General features: G+C 39.5%; 20 protein-coding genes, 1 tRNA gene and 1 riboswitch. Of the genes, 14 read left to right on the plus strand and 7 right to left on the minus strand.

Annotated elements, in window-relative coordinates; genetic code table 11:
* Positions 1–67 precede the first annotated feature (67 nt).
* The 4 genes from mraY (at position 68) to SFB89_RS09965 (ending at position 3,920) form a co-directional block, all read left to right on the plus strand.
* Positions 68–1,132: a phospho-N-acetylmuramoyl-pentapeptide-transferase gene (gene mraY, locus SFB89_RS09950; RefSeq protein ID WP_331774536.1), complete on the plus strand. Its 1,065-nt coding sequence runs from the start codon at positions 68–70 to the stop codon at positions 1,130–1,132.
* Positions 1,129–2,322, plus strand: a complete 1,194-nt coding sequence (gene murD, locus SFB89_RS09955; RefSeq protein WP_331774537.1) for a UDP-N-acetylmuramoyl-L-alanine--D-glutamate ligase — start codon at positions 1,129–1,131, stop codon at positions 2,320–2,322. Before mraY ends, murD begins: the two co-directional genes overlap by 4 nt.
* An 80-nt stretch (positions 2,323–2,402) precedes the next feature.
* Positions 2,403–2,978: a pseudouridine synthase gene (locus SFB89_RS09960; protein WP_331774538.1), complete on the plus strand. Its 576-nt coding sequence runs from the start codon at positions 2,403–2,405 to the stop codon at positions 2,976–2,978.
* Between the two features lie 60 nt (positions 2,979–3,038).
* Positions 3,039–3,920: a DMT family transporter gene (locus tag SFB89_RS09965; RefSeq protein ID WP_331774539.1), complete on the plus strand. Its 882-nt coding sequence runs from the start codon at positions 3,039–3,041 to the stop codon at positions 3,918–3,920.
* 23 nt (positions 3,921–3,943) lie between these two features.
* Here SFB89_RS09965 and SFB89_RS09970 read toward each other — a convergent pair whose 3' ends face one another.
* The 3 genes from SFB89_RS09970 to SFB89_RS09980 form a co-directional block, all read right to left on the minus strand.
* Positions 3,944–4,693 carry an acyl-CoA dehydratase activase gene (locus SFB89_RS09970; protein ID WP_331774540.1) on the minus strand — a complete coding sequence of 250 codons (750 nt, stop codon included), beginning with the start codon at positions 4,691–4,693 and terminating at the stop codon, positions 3,944–3,946.
* 1 nt (position 4,694) lies between these two features.
* Entirely contained in the window at positions 4,695–6,017 is a 1,323-nt protein-coding gene (locus tag SFB89_RS09975) for a double-cubane-cluster-containing anaerobic reductase (RefSeq protein ID WP_331774541.1), read from the minus strand.
* Positions 6,018–6,200: 183 nt separating this feature from the next.
* Positions 6,201–6,977, minus strand: coding sequence for an exodeoxyribonuclease III (locus SFB89_RS09980; protein ID WP_331774542.1), 777 nt, complete (start codon positions 6,975–6,977; stop codon positions 6,201–6,203).
* A gap of 127 nt (positions 6,978–7,104) precedes the next feature.
* On the opposite strand from SFB89_RS09980, the gene SFB89_RS09985 reads away from it, so the two are divergent.
* Positions 7,105–7,180: transfer RNA gene (locus SFB89_RS09985), tRNA-Phe, on the plus strand.
* Between the two features lie 54 nt (positions 7,181–7,234).
* Positions 7,235–7,840 carry a LysE/ArgO family amino acid transporter gene (locus SFB89_RS09990; RefSeq protein ID WP_331774543.1) on the plus strand — a complete coding sequence of 202 codons (606 nt, stop codon included), beginning with the start codon at positions 7,235–7,237 and terminating at the stop codon, positions 7,838–7,840.
* A gap of 17 nt (positions 7,841–7,857) precedes the next feature.
* Here the strand turns inward: SFB89_RS09990 and SFB89_RS09995 are convergent, their stop codons facing one another.
* The gene (locus tag SFB89_RS09995; protein WP_331774544.1) at positions 7,858–9,252 is read right to left on the minus strand and encodes a chloride channel protein; all 1,395 of its coding nucleotides are present in this window, start codon (positions 9,250–9,252) and stop codon (positions 7,858–7,860) included.
* 95 nt (positions 9,253–9,347) lie between these two features.
* Positions 9,348–11,201 carry an invasion protein CiaB gene (gene ciaB, locus SFB89_RS10000; protein WP_331774545.1) on the minus strand — a complete coding sequence of 618 codons (1,854 nt, stop codon included), beginning with the start codon at positions 11,199–11,201 and terminating at the stop codon, positions 9,348–9,350.
* A gap of 118 nt (positions 11,202–11,319) precedes the next feature.
* Here ciaB and SFB89_RS10005 point away from each other — a divergent pair, with 118 nt between their 5' ends.
* The 5 genes from SFB89_RS10005 (at position 11,320) to thiE (ending at position 15,806) form a co-directional block, all read left to right on the plus strand.
* Positions 11,320–12,447 carry a hypothetical protein gene (locus SFB89_RS10005; RefSeq protein ID WP_331774546.1) on the plus strand — a complete coding sequence of 376 codons (1,128 nt, stop codon included), beginning with the start codon at positions 11,320–11,322 and terminating at the stop codon, positions 12,445–12,447.
* Between the two features lie 77 nt (positions 12,448–12,524).
* Positions 12,525–12,624, plus strand: a riboswitch (TPP riboswitch).
* A 71-nt stretch (positions 12,625–12,695) separates the two neighbouring features.
* Positions 12,696–12,893: a sulfur carrier protein ThiS gene (gene thiS / locus SFB89_RS10010; RefSeq protein ID WP_331774547.1), complete on the plus strand. Its 198-nt coding sequence runs from the start codon at positions 12,696–12,698 to the stop codon at positions 12,891–12,893.
* Complete coding sequence (locus SFB89_RS10015; protein ID WP_331774548.1) at positions 12,894–13,676, plus strand: thiazole synthase; 783 nt, start codon at positions 12,894–12,896, stop codon at positions 13,674–13,676.
* Complete coding sequence (gene thiH / locus SFB89_RS10020) at positions 13,673–14,773, plus strand: 2-iminoacetate synthase ThiH (RefSeq protein WP_331774549.1); 1,101 nt, start codon at positions 13,673–13,675, stop codon at positions 14,771–14,773. The genes SFB89_RS10015 and thiH overlap by 4 nt, the downstream gene beginning before the upstream one ends.
* Before the next feature lies 1 nt (position 14,774).
* The gene (gene thiE / locus SFB89_RS10025) at positions 14,775–15,806 is read left to right on the plus strand and encodes a thiamine phosphate synthase (RefSeq protein ID WP_331774550.1); all 1,032 of its coding nucleotides are present in this window, start codon (positions 14,775–14,777) and stop codon (positions 15,804–15,806) included.
* A gap of 24 nt (positions 15,807–15,830) precedes the next feature.
* Here the strand turns inward: thiE and SFB89_RS10030 are convergent, their stop codons facing one another.
* Both SFB89_RS10030 and SFB89_RS10035 read right to left on the minus strand, forming a co-directional pair.
* Positions 15,831–16,628, minus strand: a complete 798-nt coding sequence (locus SFB89_RS10030) for a 4Fe-4S binding protein (RefSeq protein ID WP_331774551.1) — start codon at positions 16,626–16,628, stop codon at positions 15,831–15,833.
* Between the two features lie 205 nt (positions 16,629–16,833).
* The gene (locus tag SFB89_RS10035; protein ID WP_331774552.1) at positions 16,834–17,877 is read right to left on the minus strand and encodes a mechanosensitive ion channel domain-containing protein; all 1,044 of its coding nucleotides are present in this window, start codon (positions 17,875–17,877) and stop codon (positions 16,834–16,836) included.
* Between the two features lie 219 nt (positions 17,878–18,096).
* Between SFB89_RS10035 and SFB89_RS10040 the strand changes: the two genes are divergently transcribed.
* The 3 genes from SFB89_RS10040 (at position 18,097) to SFB89_RS10050 (ending at position 20,041) form a co-directional block, all read left to right on the plus strand.
* Positions 18,097–18,837: a c-type cytochrome gene (locus SFB89_RS10040; protein ID WP_331774553.1), complete on the plus strand. Its 741-nt coding sequence runs from the start codon at positions 18,097–18,099 to the stop codon at positions 18,835–18,837.
* Positions 18,834–19,715 (plus strand): c-type cytochrome, encoded by an 882-nt coding sequence (locus SFB89_RS10045; protein ID WP_331774554.1) that lies wholly within the window; start codon positions 18,834–18,836, stop codon positions 19,713–19,715. The genes SFB89_RS10040 and SFB89_RS10045 overlap by 4 nt, the downstream gene beginning before the upstream one ends.
* 80 nt (positions 19,716–19,795) lie before the next feature.
* Positions 19,796–20,041 carry a Rho-binding antiterminator gene (locus tag SFB89_RS10050; RefSeq protein ID WP_331774555.1) on the plus strand — a complete coding sequence of 82 codons (246 nt, stop codon included), beginning with the start codon at positions 19,796–19,798 and terminating at the stop codon, positions 20,039–20,041.
* Positions 20,042–20,053 lie beyond the last annotated feature (12 nt).

Consider the following 20,053-nt stretch of genomic DNA (forward strand, 5'->3'; position numbering starts at 1 on the left):
AACTATTAACAACTTATAAGCAATATGGTACTATAATGTAGCTTTTATTAAAATATATGGGAACACGATGCTTTATTTGCTTTATCAAACATTACACATTAATTTATTTCAATATATCACGGTCCGTTCTGGATTTGCTTTTTTTATTTCTTTAACCTTGAGTCTTTTTCTCATACCGCGCTTCATCAAATGGGCCAAGGCTAAAAATGCCAATCAACCCATTTATGATTTGGCACCAAAATCCCACCAATCCAAGCGAAAAACTCCGACCATGGGAGGCATCGTCATCCTTGCTTCTTCAATCTTATCGATTCTTTTATGTGCGCATCTTGTCAATGTTTATGTCTTGATGGGACTCGCCTCTATTATCTTGTTTGGCGCCATTGGTATCAAAGATGATATGTCTAAAATCATTGGAGGACAAAATACTTCAGGGATGAGTGCCAAAACAAAAATGATGTTTCAAATTATTGCATCTCTTATCGTAGGATTTTTCCTCTTTACCTTCTCGGGTATCAATCATGAGATTTTTATTCCATTTTACAAATATCCTATTATCGATTTGCATTGGCTTATTATTATCTTTTGGTCTTTGGTTATGATTTCATCAAGCAATGCTGTCAACCTCACCGATGGACTTGATGGTCTTGCAACCGTACCGTCTATCGCCTCCATGTTTAGTTTGGGTATTTTTGTCTATATGAGTGGTAATGCCGTACTGAGCAGTTATCTCTTGCTCCCTAAGATTAGTGGTAGTGGTGAAGTCGTCATTATGGCCGCAGCGATGATTGGCTCCCTCGTAGGCTTTCTTTGGTACAATTGTTATCCTGCTGAAGTTTTTATGGGCGATAGCGGTAGTTTGAGCATCGGAGCCTTTATCGGATATATGGCGATTATTTCTAAAAACGAATTCTTACTCTTTTTAATCAGTTTTGTTTTTGTATTAGAGACCATGTCGGTCATCTTGCAAGTGGGAAGTTTCAAAACACGTAAAAAAAGGATGTTTTTGATGGCACCAATTCATCACCATTTTGAAATCAAAGGTTGGGCAGAAAATAAAATTATCGTGAGATTTTGGATTATGGCTATTATCTCCAATATCATCGCACTTACGGCATTGAAAATCCGATGATTGCGTTATTTGGTAATGGTAAGACAACCAAGGCGATAGCCAAAAAGTTCAAAAATTGTCTGATTTTTGATGACCACATCAGCGAAAAACAAACCGATGACTGGGGCAATATCCTCCTGCCTCCTTGTGAATTTTCAAATTATGAGAGTCAGGTGCAAGTACTCAGTCCAAGTTTTCCACCTCATCATGATCTACTTAAAAGGGCTAAAAATTATATGAGTGAGTATGATTTTTTTGCTAAAGATATGCCTTTTTCCATCTGGATTAGTGGAACAAACGGCAAGACAACCACAACACAAATGTGTGATTTTTTGCTCAAAAAGCACGGTTCACAAAGTGGTGGAAATATCGGCACGCCACTAGCAGAACTTGATAAAAATGCACCCATTTGGATATTGGAGAGTAGCTCTTATATGCTCCACTACACCAAAATAGCCACACCTGATATTTATTTGTTATTGCCTATCAAACCCGATCATCTCAAATGGCACGGTAGCTTTGAGGCTTATGAAAAGGCAAAATTAGCACCCTTATCACGTATGAAAGAGGGTCAAATAGCCATTGTACCCGATACATACCGAGATATCCAAACGAATGCCTCAAAGATTATCTATCATGATGAATTTGATCTCGCTAAAACTTTGAGTATCGACATCACGCGCATCACGTTTCAAACCCCTTTTTTGCTCGATGCCATACTCGCGATGGCCGCACAAAAAGTGATTTTTGGTACGCTTGATTATGACCTACTTAATACCTTCAAGACCGATGTTCATAAACTAGAAGCCTTTAAAGATGCCCAAGGGCGAACGTGGGTCAATGACTCCAAAGGCACCAATCTTGATGCGACGCTTGAAGCTATCAAACGTTATAAAAATGAAAATTTGCTGTTGATTCTTGGAGGCGATGATAAAGGGGTGGATTTAACACCGCTATTTGAGATGTTGCGTCCACTTCAAGTCACCGTATTTGCCATCGGTTCCAACACCGAAAAAATCGTCAATTTTTGTCATAATATCAATAAACCCGTCCTTGCATGTGGTCATTTGGAAAAAGCGATAGTTGAAATCAAAAAACTCCATACACAAGACACTGTGGCACTTTTATCTCCTGCTGCTGCGAGTTTAGATCAATTTCCATCCTACGAGCACCGGGGAGATTTATTTAAAAAGTTGGCACAAGAAGCCTAGTTTTTTGGTGCTTTTATAAAGATACCAGCACCAAAAACAACACGACAACAATCAAACAGACAACATCATCAGGATTTATCATGAACCACACATTGGCTTCAAAAAAACTCTTAGTACTCAATAAGCCAAAGGGATATTTAGTGACACGTTCTGATGATCTTGGGCGCAAAACAGTCTATGATCTCTTGCCCCCATGGGCGTATAATAAGGGATGGATGCCAATTGGACGTCTTGATCTTGAATCAAAGGGCATGTTGCTTTTTACAACCGAGGGCAACATCAGCCACGCATTGACAAAACCGGGAAGTTGTATTAAAGTATATGAAGTTTGGGTTCGCGGTCATGTGAGGGATACCCATATGTCACAAGCACGAAAGGGCATCATGACACCACAAGGCTTACTCAAGGCTCTTAGCATAGAGAAAATCGGTACAGGCGGTGCCAAAACGAAACTCAGAGTCACAATCAACGAAGGGAAAAATCGACACATTCGTCGACTTTTTGGTGCACTCAAAGATCAAAAATTTGGCACACCTTTAAAGGTACTGCGCTTAAACCGCACTACCATTGGAAATTTTGAACTGGATATCGAGCTAGGTAACTGGCGATTTTTATCATCAGAAGAAGAGAAAGCACTGCTTCAAAATCTTGGTTAATCCGTGGGTTCCCATCGCAGTATCATACACAAATTCACACGATAAAATACAAGGATTTATATGTCACATAAGTATCCATCATTGAGAAGATTAAAATTACTTGATAAAGGAATTTTATTTATGATTTTAAGTGCCCTTCTTGGTGCACTCAATGGCGCTGTAGCCAAAATATTAACCATCAGTATGGACCCGATTGAAATCGTATTTTATAGAAATCTTTTAGGTATTGTTATCATTCTTTATAGTTTTAAAAAAGTCCCTGTATCTATCAATACCTCAAAGTTACATTTACTTTTTTTAAGAGGGCTTTTTGGGACGCTGGCTATGTTGTTGTTCTTTTATACCATTGCAACCATCCCTTTGGGAGAAGCGGTCATCTTAAATAAGACCTCTCCATTTTTTGTCACCATACTGGCATATTATCTCATGAAAGAGTCCATTAGCTCTCGTACTTTTTTTGCTCTTATAATTGGATTTTCTGGTGTGCTTTTTATCATAAAACCTTTTGGTATCGAGCTATCGGTGGATCATATTTTTGGAGTATTGGGTGGGTTTTTTGCCGCCGCTGCTTATGCTACAATAAAACGTATCAAAGATATTTATGATGCCCGTGTTATCATGCTATCGTTTATGGGCATTGGCGTCATTATCCCTTTGTTACTCTTTTTGCTGACACCTTATGTAGATTTTAAAATACATACAAATCCACTCATCTGGATACTGCTGGCCTTCATGGCAGTGCTCTCAACTGCTTCGCAATGGTTTTTGACCCGTGCTTACAGTTTGAGCCCTGCAAGTATCATCGGCGTGATTAGCTATACGAGTATTCCTTTTGCTATTGGATTTGGTGTACTCTTAGGAGATTTACTTCCTGATATGTATACCTTCATCGGCATTGCCCTGATTATCTTAGGAGGTATTTTGGTAAGCAAGAAATCATAATATCATGATACCTGATGTCATTATCAAATCTCAGCTCCAGCAAGTGCAGCTCCGAGTGAACCAACCAGTTGTGGTTGTTCGGGTGTGATAATCTTCTTCTCAAGTTTTAATGATAAAAGATGCTTCAAAAATGGATTGAGTGCACCTCCTCCTGAGAAGATGATGTATTCACTGTTGCTGGCAAATTTTCGCGCCATTGAAGCGAGTCTTGATGCGATGGATTCGTGTACCCCATAACAGATATTAGCGACGCTCTCTTTTTGGGCGATGAGTGAAATCACTTCAGATTCGGCGAACACCGCACACATACTAGAGATAGTCAACTCCTTATCTGCTTCAAATCCCAATTTTGAAAAGGACTCTAAATCCAGACCCATTCTATTGGCGGCAATCTCCAAAAACTTGCCCGTACCCGCAGCACATTTGTCATTCATCCTAAAATCTACAAAACCACCACTTTTATCAAGTTTGATGACCTTACTGTCTTGGCCACCCAAATCAATCACAAGTTGGGCCTCATGATTTGAAAAATACGCCCCTCTTGCGTGTGCTTTGATCTCACTAATTACCGGACAGGAGAGTGCATCTCCTATCATATGGCGACCATAACCGGTTGCAACAAGCATCGTCACCGTTTTGTCTTTTAAGTAATTTTTGACAATCTCATCTTGATTGATGATGGTGGGGATCACCGCGAAATCAATCACATCATGATCGGCATTAATCCCCGTGATTTTTGTATACGTCGAACCGACATCTACACCCCAATACATGTTATGAAATACCTTTGAATGCTTTGGCTTTTTTCTTAAAAGCCAAACTCTCTAAAAAGGCTTCAACGCGTGTTTTAATCTGTCCCATATCCTCAGGTGAATAATCCGATTCAATAATCAAACAAGGAATACCCTCTTTTTCTAAGGCTTCGGTGACAAGATGGGATTCGACATTATAAGTATGACAAAATGAGAGTGTGTAATAAATCACTCCATCGGCTTTTCTATCTTTATACATTTGTATGATTTTCTCAGTTCTTCCCATATTAGGGGTAAAACAGGCACAATCAACTTTGGCATAGCGATCGAGCAATTTTTGCATCATATCGTCTTCAGTTTTGACATCTTCTAAATCGACATTGTCTTTATAATAACGATGACCAATACAAGATTCTTCATTAATGATAACTCCACCAGTTGTCTCCACTGCTGTGTGAAGTTTCCAATTTGGCACGGCAAATGGTGTTCCAAGCACCATCAATCTTGGTCTATCTTTTTCAAAAACACTCACTCCATCAGCCACTCTTTGTTCTAATTCATCACACAGTTCATTGACTTTTTGAGTATAACGCACAGGGTCATCCATAAAGCCCACTTGTGTCACAAACAAGCCATCTTTGCCACTGATGGGTACCACATCAGGGTCCATACCACGAAGTGCATCCAATCGCAACATCGCTTTTCGTTTTTCATTGATAATACGTGTGCCCTCTTTCATCTCTTCTAGACTTAGTTTTTTGCCCGTTACCGATTCGATGTGGGTTTTAAAATCTTCAATCTCTTCTTTCCACATTTGCAAATCTTTGTCACGTTTCATATGAGGAATGTTCATGACATGTACGGGATGATGTTTGCCTAAAATCTCCCACGTTTTCTTTTTGGCTTCGCACGTTGTCTCACCGTAAATAAAATCAGCCGATTGGGTATAACCACACGTTTTTTGGAGTTTAAATCCGTGTGCTGATTTGATTAAAGGACAAATATTACGTGGTAGTTCTGTCTCAGCATCGGCAATAGTAGCAGGACTTCCGCCACACAATCCATAACATGACCCACCCGCACCTACGACAATCTCTTCAGGCACAAAAATACAAAAAGTACCCACCGCAGGTTTTTTTTGTGCTCTTAGGGCATTTATCTCTACCATCCTTTGACCTTGGATTTCACTCATAAACCAGTCAAAATACTTCATTCCCTCTGGTCTATTTGGTTGTGATAAAAATTGTTTGTTGTACCCTTCTAAACCCGCTGCCATCATTTTTGCATGTTTCGCTACATCAAGCCCGAGACTTGATAGTAACTCTTTATGTACTTCTACGCCCATACTGTATCCTTTTGTTAGAAATATGCTGAGATTGTTATATTGGATGAAAAGCAAAAGAGGAAAACGATGCTTATTCATGTTTGTCTGACCTCAGACCTCTGCAGCATTTGTGCGGAAATTATAAGATAAAAGAGATAAAAAATAGTTTAAAAAAGGAAAATATAATTTAAATAGTAAAGTTTTTTATACTTTTATAGTCAAACTAATAGGGCAATGATCGCTCCCTATAATCTCATCACAGATTTTGGCATCCACAATGTGATCTTTTAAATCTTCAGACACATAAAAATAATCGATACGCCACCCGACATTTCTCGCACGGGCACCAGCACGATAAGACCACCACGAATATCTATCTGTTTCGTTTCCATGAACATGACGAAAGGTATCGATATAACCGTAAGAGAGAAATTTATCAAGCCAATCACGCTCCATCTTCAAGAATCCTGAAGTATTTTCATTGGCTTTAGGTCTAGCAATATCAATCTCAGTGTGAGCGGTATTTACATCTCCACAAATGATAAGAGACTGTCCCTCACTGCGCAAGGCTTCACAATATTTTAAAAATCGCTCATAAAACTCCATCTTATAGACCAATCGTTCCTCATTGCGCTGACCATTAGGGAAATAGACATTAAACAAGGTGATATCGCCAAATTGAAACTCATTAATACGACCTTCATTTAGAATATCAACCGCTTCACTTTTGCCCACACGCGTAGAAGCAACATCACTAAAAAGGGCTACACCTGATTGTCCTTTGTTGGATGAAGGATTGACATGCACTTCTTTAAAGTTTTTATCAAAAATCGTATCCGGTATCTGATTGGCTTCTGCTTTAATCTCTTGCAACGCCAAGATATCAACCTGTGTTTCATCCACCCATTTGAGGGCTTGTTTCTTATCGACTGCGCGTATTCCATTGACATTCCATGATACCAAATGAAGTTCATTCATCATCTTCTCCATTGAAAATTATTTCTCTAATCATATAGCATTTTGTATAAAATTCTAATTCATTTTCAAAATTCCCTAAAATAAGCGTATATTAAAGTTATTCGGATATAATTTCAATCTTAAAATGAGTGGCTTGATAGCTCAGTCGGTAGAGCAGGTGACTGAAAATCACCGTGTCGGCGGTTCAATTCCGTCTCAAGCCACCACTTTAATCTATTCATCCTCATTATATTTATAATCATAACTCTCTAGGATTTACAATGACGTCGCTCATACAAGGATTTTTGATCAGTATTGGACTGATTGCAGCTATTGGTGCACAAAATCTCTATCTTCTCAAAAAAGGCCTCTTAAAAGAGTCTGTTTTCACCATCGCTTTTATTTGTTTCATGATAGATGCCATCTTAATCACAGCAGGCGTCAAAGGAGTTGGGAGTCTCTTAAAAAAATATCCCGCTTTGGTTGAGTATGTGACCTATTTTGGTATTGTATTTTTAATCAGTTATGGAATTTTAGCACTGCGTTCTGTCTTTAAAACCCAGATGATGGACCCCAACCAGAAAATCAATACCGATAAAAAGCTCACCACCATCTTAACCGTACTTTCTTTATCATTGCTAAACCCACACGTCTATCTTGATACGCTCTTATTAATTGGCTCAATTGGTGGACGTTATGAGAGTGCGGAGCAAAATCTTTTTATTATGGGTGCAGTGAGTGCTTCATTTATCTGGTTTTTTTCTATCGGTTATGGTAGTAGGATTTTGATTCCACTTTTTAAGAAGCCTTTTACGTGGAAATTACTCGATGCCTTTAGTGCTTTTGTCATGTTTTTTGTCGCCTTTAGTTTTTTTCAAACACTCTAAAAGCGACGTATCTCTCTTTATTTTTTTCTATTAAAATTCTTGGCTTGCCATTTGAGTCTTTTGTATTTTAGCTGCGATCCAATATGCCTGAATTTTTCAATATCTTCAGTGTGGATACTGATATTGGAGTGCTCAATATCATCCCCTGCTTCAATTTCGATATTTCCTGACTTACTCATAGCAATCTTCTGAGACGGAAAGACGCTTCGATGTCCTGAAACCAAGAAAGCAACAACCGCAGAAATTGCAGCATAATGTGCAATCTCGATACCAAAAAGCTCCACTGCCATGATGATAGATGCAATCGGTGCATTGGTAGCTCCTGCTAAAACACTCACAAATCCTAAGGCGCCAAAAAGTGCCACTTCATTGTGCATAATGTGTCCAAAAGCCACACCGCTGGTCGCACCAATATAGAAAATCGGTGTTACAATACCACCACTTCCCCCAGCACCTAGCGAGATTGCCGTAAAAACTGTCTTCAAGATAAAGTCATACCAGTGAATACCCGCAGACAAGAAACCCTCAGGGTCCAAAGCATTACCAATCACATCAAGACCAAGGCCAAGATATCGATCACCCACAATCAAAGTCGCGATGACCATAACCACGCCGGCACCAAAAGCTTTGAGATAGACATTGAGTTTAATTTTTTCAATAACGCGCTCAATTTCTGTCAACACGGTGATAAAGAAATCCGCAACGAAACCAAAGAAAATTCCCGCTACCAATACTTCTGCAATCAGGGTCAAATCTAAATCCATCGGTTTGTAGAAGTGAATATCAAAATAGGTATAATCTGTTCCTAAAAATTGCGCCGTAGTAAATGCCGCAAATCCTGCGATAAAAGAGGGCAACAACACATCATACATAATCACACCGATGGTCAACACCTCAATACCAAAGATTGCACCAGCAATCGGGGTTCCAAAAACCGAAGCAAACCCGGCACTAATACCGCAAATGACTAATTTTTTTCTATCGGCTTTACTAAATTTTAACATAGAAGCAATCACAGAAGAAGCCCCTGCACCGATTTGTGCACCCGGACCCTCTTTCCCCACAGAACCACCAGCAAAGATGGTAAAAACCGTGGCTAATAGCTTGATCGGCATCACAGCCACTTTAATCTTGCCACCATTTTTATGCACGGCTTCAATGACCTTTTCGGTACCATGTCCTTGCGCATTGGGCGCAAATGTTTTGATGACAAAAACGGTCAGCGGCAGGGCAAAAGGAAGGATAAAATAGTAATGAAACGGCAAGAGCCCTCTACTATTGACAGAATACTCAAGTATCCATAAAAAGAGTGCCATAAGGGCACCAATAATCACGCCCATGACAGATGACAAGAGTAGCCACTTAGTGACACTGAGAAATATTACGGTTTGTTCGACGACATGTTTTTTCACAAGAATTTCTTAAGAATTTATTTTATAAAATCATACACTATTTTATCTTATAATTCGTTTCAATAAACCGATAAAAATCTTTTTTAATAAAAATTTTATATCCAATTACTTTTTTGTGACGTTTCATCAATTTCACGACCGATACTTTTGTGTAAATTCCAGTAATAATCCACAAAACTTTTCACTTTTGCATCCTGTGGCACATAGTATGAATTTTCTTTATAAGCAAAATTATCAAGAAATGCTTTGGCATCTTTTTTAGCCAAATAATGCGCTGCCAGTTTCTCATAATGTTCTAAGTACCATGCTTTAAGTGATTCATAAGTTTCATCATTCATATGAATGTGCAATGTTGCATCAAAATCCAAAACACCACTATCAAAAAGTGCTTTAAGATGGATGAGCCCTTCACAATAATAAGGCTCGACTTCACCACTTGTTTTCCACGCTATCAAACTCACTGCGCGTTTAATCAATTCTATAAAAATGTGCTTTTTGATTTTTGGATTTTCATTCATAAAAAAGGCGACTAATCCTCCGGTTGTCGCTTTAAACTCTTCGATATTTTTAAAAACGCCACTGTGGTTCATGATCATTTCAGTGTCACTGTCTAACCAGAGGATATGTCCATATTCATGTCCGATAGTACTAACCTGATACACTTCATGCCATAGTGCTTCTTCTCTAAAGATTAGTGCGCGTTCTTGGTTCAAAAACTCATCACCAAAGACGATTTTATTGATCTTCAAAAAAGGTTTAGCCCGTTGTGCATCAAGGACATTGTCTGCAAAAGCAAAGATTTTTTTGCCCGCTTCTTTGCTCACATCTTCATCATTTGGCACGACTTGAGCAGAAAACAGTCCGTTGAATTCAGACGCATAATAAAAAGCAGGACGACCGATATACAACTGCACTCTGTTAAGATTTTTTTCGGTTCGCTCCAAAACATGTTCATATCCTTTGCCTATCTTATGAAACAAACTTTCATACATCGCGACCATAGCATCATAAACTTTATTGGCACCGAGATTTTTTGGATTTGAAAGTCTGACATCCCACTCCAATGCCACCGCTTTTCTAAAATGGTCCTCATAATATTCCAAAGGATGACCTAATTGTATCGGCGAGGTGATTTTCATCCATGCGCGATCGACGGCTTTCCAATCGGTCAACAATTTGGTTCGATCCTTCTGGGCAAAGGCATCTTTTAATGCAGTAAGATAGTCGATATATTCTGTTTTTTGATGAGTATCTTCATCTTCAAGCATCATGAGTGCTTGGATGAGTGTTTCGAGTTGATGCACCACTGTTTGCACATCTTCTTTAAAATATTGTGCATACGTCAAGACTTCATACCCCTCACCTTTAGGACTCAAGACAGAATAGGCACGATCACTAATGGCTCCAGTCTCATCAATTTCCAAGAGATTATTCTCAGATAAATACTTCAGCGCATCATCGCCAAAACGAGATTCAAGTTGAGGATTGATGGTATCAATGATATGAGCATTCCAATCAAATTGCCACAAACTAAGCGTCACCCCTACATCATGAAACCCTCGTAGAAGGGTTCGATAAAATGGATTAAAAAGCTGCTCGTCTTCGATGACCTCCAAAAGCTTCTCATGACGCTTCATGTGAAAATTTTTGGTCCAAAGATACGCGAGTGCCCGTTTGGTATCGCGCGCTTTTTTAGTGATGTCTTGCTGTTGTAAGACTTGATTTAATTGCTCATCTCTCAGACTAATCAAACGGCTCAATAAAGCCAAAGTGTTCTCCTTGGTATGGGCCAAATCACACTCATCTAAAAATTCATCAATATAAATTTTCACGGCATCATTAACATAGCCCTCTTCTTCTACTAATTTATATAAAGTTCCTAATTCTTTTTGGTTTTGACTCACAAGTTCGTATAATCGAGATAAATCTTTTGTAAATTTTTCACGCATGGTTGCTATCCTTGAAATTAATTGTATAATTATATCAAGTAAGTTATAATTAGTCCTTAGTGGTAAGAATATCCCTGATAGATTAAAATATCACAGAATGTAGAATGGATTACAAAATATGCAAAAAGATACCATCGTCAATGATTACATTATCCGAGCCATCATCGAAGCAAATCTCCAATCTGCCAAAGAAAATCACGCGACGTTCTCTTTGGTAAAATTCTCCTATACTATTGATTTGGAGGATACTTATGGGTTCAAAGATTTCATCGCTTTTATCCACAAAAATACAAATTTTAGTCCTATTTTGTATCAAGGTCATGATACGTTTTTGATTTTTCTAAAAGATACGAAGATTCTCGATGCAAAAACACTCATACGCGAACTCAACCGCAAAATCAAACAAATCTTTCGCTTTGAAATCCAGCAAGTCGGTATCACCTCAAGCGATCCGCTTGATACTTACAAAAAACTGATGGACCGCGTGGATAAATACTTTGTTATGGCAAAATTTTCTAACACAAAAAATATCTTTTACGGTACCGCAGATTTTGATTTTCACCATTCGGACAATCCGATACAAGCCTTGCAAAATATCTTTAAAAAATCCAATAAAATCACGTTGAACAATATCTACAAGGGCATTCCTATCAACGAAGATGTTGATATTAGTGGATTTAGTAATGGCATTTTACAAGTTCGTATTCCCCGCTCTATGCTTTCTTTTTACAAAAAAGAGCACTTTACATTTATCCGTCATGATCTCATCCCTGATGTGATTAAAGCAGATATTTTAACGGTGGATGATTTCAAGCTCGTCCTCATCTTAGGAAATCTCAAATATTCTTCTACATCTCCCGTGGAGCGCAAAAGTGCCCGAATTCATCCTGCACAAAAAATACATGCTATTTTGTCATGGAAAAAGAAAAAGATTTTATCTGGACACATCATAAACATTTCTGAAAATGCCACGTCACTCGAAGTACCCGAAGGTGATTTGGATGAAAAATTTGATAAAAATCTGCTGCATAAAGCACTGCACATCCAATTTCAATTTGTCAATAAAAAAAACTTTCTCTCCCTGATTGATATCACCGCTTATATTTTTAGTATCCAAGATAATATCATTGTCTTAAATCTTCTTCCAACTGCGGATGAAATCGAGAGAATCCGTCATTATATCGAGGTCCAACAGACCAAACTTCTCACCGATCTCAAAGTGGAATTAGCACAAAAAAAATCCTAACCCCACCCCTTATCATGATACTTTCAAACCCCGTTCTAAGCTCGATATAAGAGTAAAGATGCAAAAATTACAAAATTAGAATGTGCTAGGGGTGCATTTTGCTGAGAAGAGCTAAGGCTCTAACCCTTGAACCTGAATTTGGATAATACCAGCGTAGGAAAGCGACACTTTACACAAAAATGCCACCGTATCTCTCTGCAATGCCAACCTCCAAGATTCAGGAACCCAACAAACTAAGGAACATGATTATGGAGCTGACACTCAATAACCACACCATACAAACAGAACACACCAACGTGAACGATTTGATTGCTTCATTAAATCTTGAGAATCCCAACGTCGTCGTGGAGCTAAACCTTAAGATTTTAAAAAGAGTCAATTGGGAGCAAACCTTACTACATCCGGGAGATCGTGTAGAAATTATAACCTTTATGGGAGGGGGATAGATGCGGGACATACTAAAAATAGGAGACAAAGAATTCTCAAACCGATTGCTGTGCGGAACCGGAAAATTTAGAGATAAAAATGATATCAAAAAGATGCTAGCCCAAAGTGGCTCACAAATCATCACCATCGCACTCAGAAGAGTGAATCTTGATAATCCACAGGACAATATCCTCAATTATATTCCTAAAAATATCACCTTGCTTCCCAATACATCAGGAGCAAGAAATGCTGAAGAAGCGGTAAGAATCGCCAATATTGCTAGAGAATTTGGCTGTGGTAATTTTGTAAAAATCGAGATTATTCATGAGAGTAAATACTTGATGCCAGACAACGAAGAGACCATCAAAGCGACTAAAATACTCGCCAAAGATGGATTTGTCGTCTTACCTTATATCAACCCCGATTTGGTCACGTGCAAAAAACTTGAAGATGCCGGTGCGAGCACAGTCATGCCTCTGGGTGCTCCGATTGGCTCAAACCGTGGGCTAGAGACGCAGAGTCTGATTGAACTCATTATCGAAAATAGTAATCTTCCCGTCATCGTCGATGCCGGTATCGGGATGCCTTCACACGCCGCACATGCCATGGAGATGGGAGCGGATGGAGTTTTAGTCAATACCGCAATCGCCACAGCAGAAGACCCCATGATGGCAGGGCATGCATTTTCACTCGCCGTGCAAGCAGGCAGGATGGCCCATTTGGCAAAACTCGCCAAAAAAAGTAAATATGCCCAAGCCTCTTCTCCTCTGACAGGGTTTTTACACCAAGAGCGTCAATCATGAGTTTTTTAGCACAATTAAAAGCGTATGAAGAATTTGATTTTAAGGATTATTTTGACCATGTCACTGATACTATGATTTTTGAATCCATCGAGAAAAAAACGCTCGATTGGTATGATTTTTTAAATCTCCTATCCCCAAGAGCCAAACAACATTTAGAAGCTCTCGCTAGACGTGCGCATGAGGTGACGGTGCAACACTTTGGGTATACCATCAGCTTATACCTTCCCATTTACGTATCCAACTACTGCAGTAGCCATTGTCTTTATTGTGGCTTTAGCAAACAAAATCGCATCAAAAGAAACAAACTCAGCTTAGAAGAGGTTGAAATCGAAGCGCAAGAAATTGCCAAAACGGGTATCAAACATATCTTGTTTTTGACCGGTGAATCTAAAAAAATCACCCCGCTTAGCTACCTCATCGATGTTGCTAAAATATTAAGACGTCATTTTGCACAAGTAGCCATCGAAGTGGCACCCATGGATGAAAAGGAGTACCATCAACTCTTTGAAGCTGGCGTCGATGCGCTCACGGTTTATCAAGAAGTTTATGATAAAACCATCTACCAACAGGTGCATATTAGTGGAGAAAAAACAAACTACCAATACCGCCTCGATGCACCTGAACGTGGTGCAAAAGCAGGATTTAGAAACATCAATATCGGGCCGCTTTTTGGTTTGGGTGAGATTCTTCCTGAAGCTTTTTTTGGTGGACTTCATGCCAAATATCTCAGTGACAAGTACTTAGAGTGTGAAGTGGGACTCTCCTTGCCACGCATCAATGAAGCCGAAGGGGGATTTCAACCTCTTAGCCTCTTAGATGATACAACGTTTGTGCAGATTATGTGTGCGTATCGTCTCTTTTTACCACGTGCTGATATCAATATCTCAACAAGAGAAACCGCAGAATTTAGAGATAATTTACTCAAAATTTGTGCGACAAAATTCTCAGCAGGCTCCAAAACCGAAGTCGGCGGCTACACAAAAGCCAAAACCGAACCACAGTTTGAAATTAGTGATGCAAGAGACACGACGCACGTCATCGAGCGCATCCAAAGCATGGGCTATGAGCCCGTGTATAAAAATTGGGAAGGAATATAACATGATAAAAATATACAGAATCTTAGATGCCAATGTCAATCGTGCAGCAGAGGGAATTCGTGTGGTCGAGGATATTTGTCGGTTTCATTTTGAAGATGAAAATCTTACCAAAAAACTGCGCGATATCCGTCACAAAATCCGAAAAAATCTCTCAAGCGTCGATACGCATCTGTTGAAGTATCGCGACGCTGATCATGATATCGGCAAAGGCATCTCCACCGCTAGCAAAATTGACAAAAAAGCCTCCATCGCACAGAGTATCTTTGCCAACTTTAAACGTGCACTTGAAGCCATCCGTGTCATCGAAGAGATCCTAAAAACCACAGAAGATATGTATCACATCGGCAAAAGTTATGAAGCCTTGCGTTATGAGCTTTATTACTTAGAAAAAGAGTTGATGGAACGCCATCAAAAAAGAGTGTTACCTGAGGGAATTTATGGTATTACCTTCTCAAAATTTTCAAATGGCAGAAGCAATATTGAAATCGTACGCGATATGATAGATTGTGGTATCACAGTCATCCAATATCGTGAAAAAGACAAAAGTTTGAAAGAGATGTATGAAGAGGCTTTGATTTTAAGAGAGATGACACGCAAAGCCGGCGTCGTTTTCATCATCAACGATCACGTAGAACTCGCCATGATGGTCGATGCCGATGGCGTACACATCGGACAAGATGATTGGCCTCTAGAGAAGGTGCGGAAACTCATCGGCGATGACAAAATCATCGGGCTCTCCACTCACTCCAAAGAGCAAGCCCTAGAAGCGGTGGAACTTGGAGCTGATTACATCGGAGTCGGACCGATTTATGATACTAAAACCAAAGATTATGCCACTGTCGGGGTCGAATACTTAGAGTTTGTCGCTCAAAATATCCCTATTCCTTTTGTCGCCATCGGCGGCATCAAAGAGCACAACTTGAGCGAGATTATCAAACGAGGCGCCAAAAGTTTTGCCCTAGTTACGGAGCTGACAATGGCAGTAGATATGCGAGCCAAAGTGGAGGCACTAGAGACGATTATCAAATCTTAAAATCTATTGATTTTTACTTAGATTTTATAGAAAAAATTCAGGCTCTTTACGTGCTTGACAATTGGTATTTAATCTCTCAGCCATCGCCTTCCATGCGCTATCTTCAACCACTCTTGCCTCACTTGGGCAATTTTTGATGCAGGCACAACAGCGAATGCACAATGTCGCATTGGTTTGAATTTGCTCATCTAAAAATATCGCCCCAGTGGGGCACACATCGATACATGCACCACATACACTACAGAGCTCATAATCACTCAAAGGCGCCACACTGTTGGGTGGCATCGCCTCTTTGTAGGGAAAATTACCAGGCACTTCTAAATCCATTGGCAGGCAAGTGGGTGATACGTTGTTGATTTTATCTTTAATTTTTTTGGCAAATGCTGCTATTTTTTGCAAATCTAACGCATCAGGTCTTCCCTGTGCGATTGGAGTTTTTGCCGTTGAGTACGAGTGTTCTCCTATAAAAGCACCTCCGGCAATCGGCGTAAAGCCCAATGTTATCACGAAATGTTTTAACTCTAATAGTGCATCTTCAAATGCTCTATTCCCATACACGACGACGAGGATTGCAAGCGTATTATTGGCACGCAACTGTTTCAATCGTGCCATCGCCTCAGCACTCAAGCGTCCTGCATATACCGGAGCACCGATAATAACGATCTCATCTGAGCATACTCTTGTTGTTTTTGTCTGTTGCGCATAGGTGAGATCCAAATCTTCAACCACCTCAGCACCCAAGTTGTGAGCGATACACTCCAATACCTTTTTTGTTGTTTGTGTTGGTGAAAAATACACCATTTTGACGCGTTTAAATTCCATGATTCCTCTTCAAAGCGGGGTGAGACTTCTTAAGATTTTGGCATTGATAGAAAACAATCTCGCAAGCCTCAGAGAGATAAACATTGGATGCATTTGAACATTGCGGCAAACATGTAAATCAATCACTTTTTTTCTTTATCTTTCCCCATCAGATTATTTTTGAATCATATCAAAATTTAGCTATTATCTACAATAAAACTGATCGCTATTCTGCGTTTTTTTCACGCTCTTTGAGCTCTTTTAAACGTTGGCGTTTGGTCTCTATATTCTCTTTGACTCTCTCTTTTTCCTCGTCTTTGGCCTCTTTTGATTGCAATTCCAGATTTTTGATATCCTCAATCAGTTGTTCTTGCTCTTTTTCCTTTTGTTCTGATTGTTCTGCTTTATCAAAGACAATTTTTTCCGCTTCTACGCCCTCTGTTTTTGGTGAAGTTGGAGCCGTAAAAGTCGGGATAATTTTCTCATTGTCTCCAATTTTTCGCTGATTCATAAAAGTAGGTGATACGATTTCAATCCCCTCCTCATGTAATACTTCCAAAACAGAGCGAAACAGGTTAGAACGCGCAGTAATCAGCCCTTTTACCTCATTTAGAAGACCAGAAATACGATAGGTAACGGAGAAATTACCCAATTCCAAAATATGTACAAAGGCATGCTCAAGCCCACTTTTTTCTGCTGCTTGAATCAACAAAGTCTCGATTTTAGAATGAGGCACATCATAACCTAAAGAGAGTGACGCAGAGACAATCGCCCCAGTACTAGGCGTGGCTGAAATCGGATTTTTAATCAAATACGCATTGGGGATGGCGATTAATTCTCTAGTTTCAGATTGAATCTCCGTATCAAATAAGCCTCGTTGAGAAACACGTCCAAAGAACTCACCCACGCGAATAAAATCACCCGTAGAAAAGGGTTTCATAATGCGGAGCAATACCCCTGCCATCAAATTGGCAATAATATTTGTCGATGAAAATGCGATGATACCAGAGAGCACGATTCCAATCAAACGCATCACGTCGCTGCGAGATTCTTCACTCAAAGGCAAGGTCATCACCAGTGCCAAAACAGCAATCAAACTCAGTAACAACATCACCAGTTGTACCGGAAATTTTTGCTCATTGCCACGTTCGGGATATCGTCCAATCAAAAACCAATAAACGCCCCATAAAATGCCCATACAGAGCACAAGAGTAGCGATAAATGGTAAAAATGGAGCAACAAGTGTCATGATACTATTGATGTTTCCCATGGTAACACATCCTTTTATTGATCTTTGCAGATATACCAAAGATATTGGTAATAATTTTAACGTTGTATTACTTAAAGTATCTATTTGATACCTTTGGGTGCCATATGCAAATTTTTTATTTTACACTTATGAGAAAAAATCGCCTTAAATTATTCAGGCATTATTAATAACTTAACCTATATACTAATATAAATAACATTTATCATAAGGAGCAAAATAGTGACACACTTTTATAGTGATGCACAATGTGGTATGAAGATTTTGAGAAAATTCATCGCGTTGTCATCCGCTGCCATTTTCATCCCGATTCTCGCCTTTGGTGCGGGGGATATGGGAAAAACTCTGTACGATCAAGGAGACCAAGGTGCTATCATTGCCTGTAGCAGTTGTCATGGCGCACAAGGTCAGGGAGAAGCCAGTACGGGTATGCCCGCATTAGGAGACTTACAACCTGCTTATACCATCAAGGCATTGCAGGCTTTCAAGTCCAAAGAGCGCAAAAATGATATCATGAACAACATAGCCGCAGGGCTTTCTGAACAGCAGATGCAGGCCGTTGCCAACTATATCAGCACCCTTCCACAACCAAAACCTGCTGCTATAAAATCGAAAACTTTAGTAGAAAAAGGTCGTATTTTATTTGAATATGGCAAAAAAATATCTGCCACTGATTGGGTGCCATCGTGTTATCTTTGTCACGGTCAAAATGCCCAAGGTGCGGGAGATTTATTTCCGCCTCTTATCAACCAAAATGCAGCCTATCTCAAAACACAATTGCTTGATTTTAAAAGTGGAAAACGCGTAGACCAAACCGATGGTTTGATGAAATCAATCGCTGAAAAACTCTCCAAAGAGGATATCGATGCCATCAGTGCCTATTTGGCGTCTAAGTCAATCGTACGCGGGTATGAATGGCCTTATAAAATGCGCTCACAAGCAGAAAAAAAGGATAAAAGATGAGAAAAGTAATTTTATTTTTTTATATCATGATATTTATGGGCGTATCTGGATTTGCCGCATCGACTCAACAATCTACCGCAGATATCAGTAAAGCACTCGATGGCAAACCTGTGGATTATGCCGCCGCAAAAAGTATGCTCAGTAAAATACAATTTGATGCCCCTTTTCCTGCTGAAGTAGAAAAACAAAACAGTGAATTTGGTGAATTTGTGAAACTTGGTTACCTCCTTTTTACACAAACAAAAAAGTATGCTCCAAAATATGTCGGAAGTGCACTGAGTTGTAATAATTGTCACCTCAATGCCGGTGCTTTAGCAAACTCTGCTCCAATGTGGGCTTCTTATGGAATGTACCCAGCATATCGTGGTAAAAATCATCTAGTCAATAGTTTTGAAAACCGTTTGCAAGGATGCTTTATTTATTCAGAAAATGGAATCGTACCTCCATCAGGCGGTGTCATCCTCAAATCGCTCTCAGCCTATATTTATTGGATGTCAAAAGGGGTTCCAGTCGGCGTCTCACTACCAGGTCGAGGCTATCCGAAGGTAAAACCCGCTAAAAAAGCCGACCTTAAAAAAGGTGAAGCTGTTTATATGCAAAAATGTGCCATCTGCCACGGTAAATTTGGTGAAGGTGTGAAAACGCGTCATGCCCATGAATACCAATTTCCGCCATTGTGGGGACCAGATTCTTACAACTGGGGAGCAGGTATGCATAAAGTTTCTAATTTTGCAAACTTCATCAAAGCCAATATGCCACTAGGCCAAAGCTATACCCTCAGTGACCAAGAAGCTTGGGATATCGCCGCTTGGGTCAATCAAAAAAGTCATAGCAGACCGACAAGAGTCTCTGACCCGATTAATGGTCCTGCTTTTTAAGCACTCAAATAAAATACTCTCAAAAAGGATAGGAAAATGCAGCATGCTTTTCCTATCCACAATATCATCAAAGGAGCCTCATGATAAGTTGTGCGCACTATGATTACATAGAAATCGCTTGCCTGTATCACTATGACATCAAACTCACTCTAAAATCTGGAGAAGTCATCGAAGGAAGGGCCCTAGATACAGCACGCAATAGCGATTTGAAAGAGTGCATCAAAATAAAGACAAGCGTTGATGAGCCCCTTATTGTCCTCGACGATATCATGAGACTTCAAATCAAGACCAAAAATCCACACTTTCAAAGTGTCTCATTTACCTAAACGAAACCCCAA

The sequence above is a fragment of the Sulfurospirillum sp. 1612 genome (assembly GCF_036556685.1).
Taxonomy (GTDB): Bacteria; Campylobacterota; Campylobacteria; order Campylobacterales; family Sulfurospirillaceae; genus JAADIZ01.

Bases quoted from the DNA above. Each gene is read 5' to 3' on its own strand.
- mraY (WP_331774536.1), top strand. From the start codon at position 68: ATGCTTTATTTGCTTTATCAAACATTACACATTAATTTATTTCAATAT.
- murD (WP_331774537.1), top strand. From the start codon at position 1,129: ATGATTGCGTTATTTGGTAATGGTAAGACAACCAAGGCGATAGCCAAA.
- SFB89_RS09960 (WP_331774538.1), top strand. From the start codon at position 2,403: ATGAACCACACATTGGCTTCAAAAAAACTCTTAGTACTCAATAAGCCA.
- SFB89_RS09965 (WP_331774539.1), top strand. From the start codon at position 3,039: ATGTCACATAAGTATCCATCATTGAGAAGATTAAAATTACTTGATAAA.
- SFB89_RS09970 (WP_331774540.1), bottom strand. From the start codon at position 4,693: ATGTATTGGGGTGTAGATGTCGGTTCGACGTATACAAAAATCACGGGG.
- SFB89_RS09975 (WP_331774541.1), bottom strand. From the start codon at position 6,017: ATGGGCGTAGAAGTACATAAAGAGTTACTATCAAGTCTCGGGCTTGAT.
- SFB89_RS09980 (WP_331774542.1), bottom strand. From the start codon at position 6,977: ATGATGAATGAACTTCATTTGGTATCATGGAATGTCAATGGAATACGC.
- SFB89_RS09990 (WP_331774543.1), top strand. From the start codon at position 7,235: ATGACGTCGCTCATACAAGGATTTTTGATCAGTATTGGACTGATTGCA.
- ciaB (WP_331774545.1), bottom strand. From the start codon at position 11,201: ATGCGTGAAAAATTTACAAAAGATTTATCTCGATTATACGAACTTGTG.
- SFB89_RS10005 (WP_331774546.1), top strand. From the start codon at position 11,320: ATGCAAAAAGATACCATCGTCAATGATTACATTATCCGAGCCATCATC.
- thiS (WP_331774547.1), top strand. From the start codon at position 12,696: ATGGAGCTGACACTCAATAACCACACCATACAAACAGAACACACCAAC.
- SFB89_RS10015 (WP_331774548.1), top strand. From the start codon at position 12,894: ATGCGGGACATACTAAAAATAGGAGACAAAGAATTCTCAAACCGATTG.
- thiH (WP_331774549.1), top strand. From the start codon at position 13,673: ATGAGTTTTTTAGCACAATTAAAAGCGTATGAAGAATTTGATTTTAAG.
- thiE (WP_331774550.1), top strand. From the start codon at position 14,775: ATGATAAAAATATACAGAATCTTAGATGCCAATGTCAATCGTGCAGCA.
- SFB89_RS10030 (WP_331774551.1), bottom strand. From the start codon at position 16,628: ATGGAATTTAAACGCGTCAAAATGGTGTATTTTTCACCAACACAAACA.
- SFB89_RS10035 (WP_331774552.1), bottom strand. From the start codon at position 17,877: ATGGGAAACATCAATAGTATCATGACACTTGTTGCTCCATTTTTACCA.
- SFB89_RS10045 (WP_331774554.1), top strand. From the start codon at position 18,834: ATGAGAAAAGTAATTTTATTTTTTTATATCATGATATTTATGGGCGTA.
- SFB89_RS10050 (WP_331774555.1), top strand. From the start codon at position 19,796: ATGATAAGTTGTGCGCACTATGATTACATAGAAATCGCTTGCCTGTAT.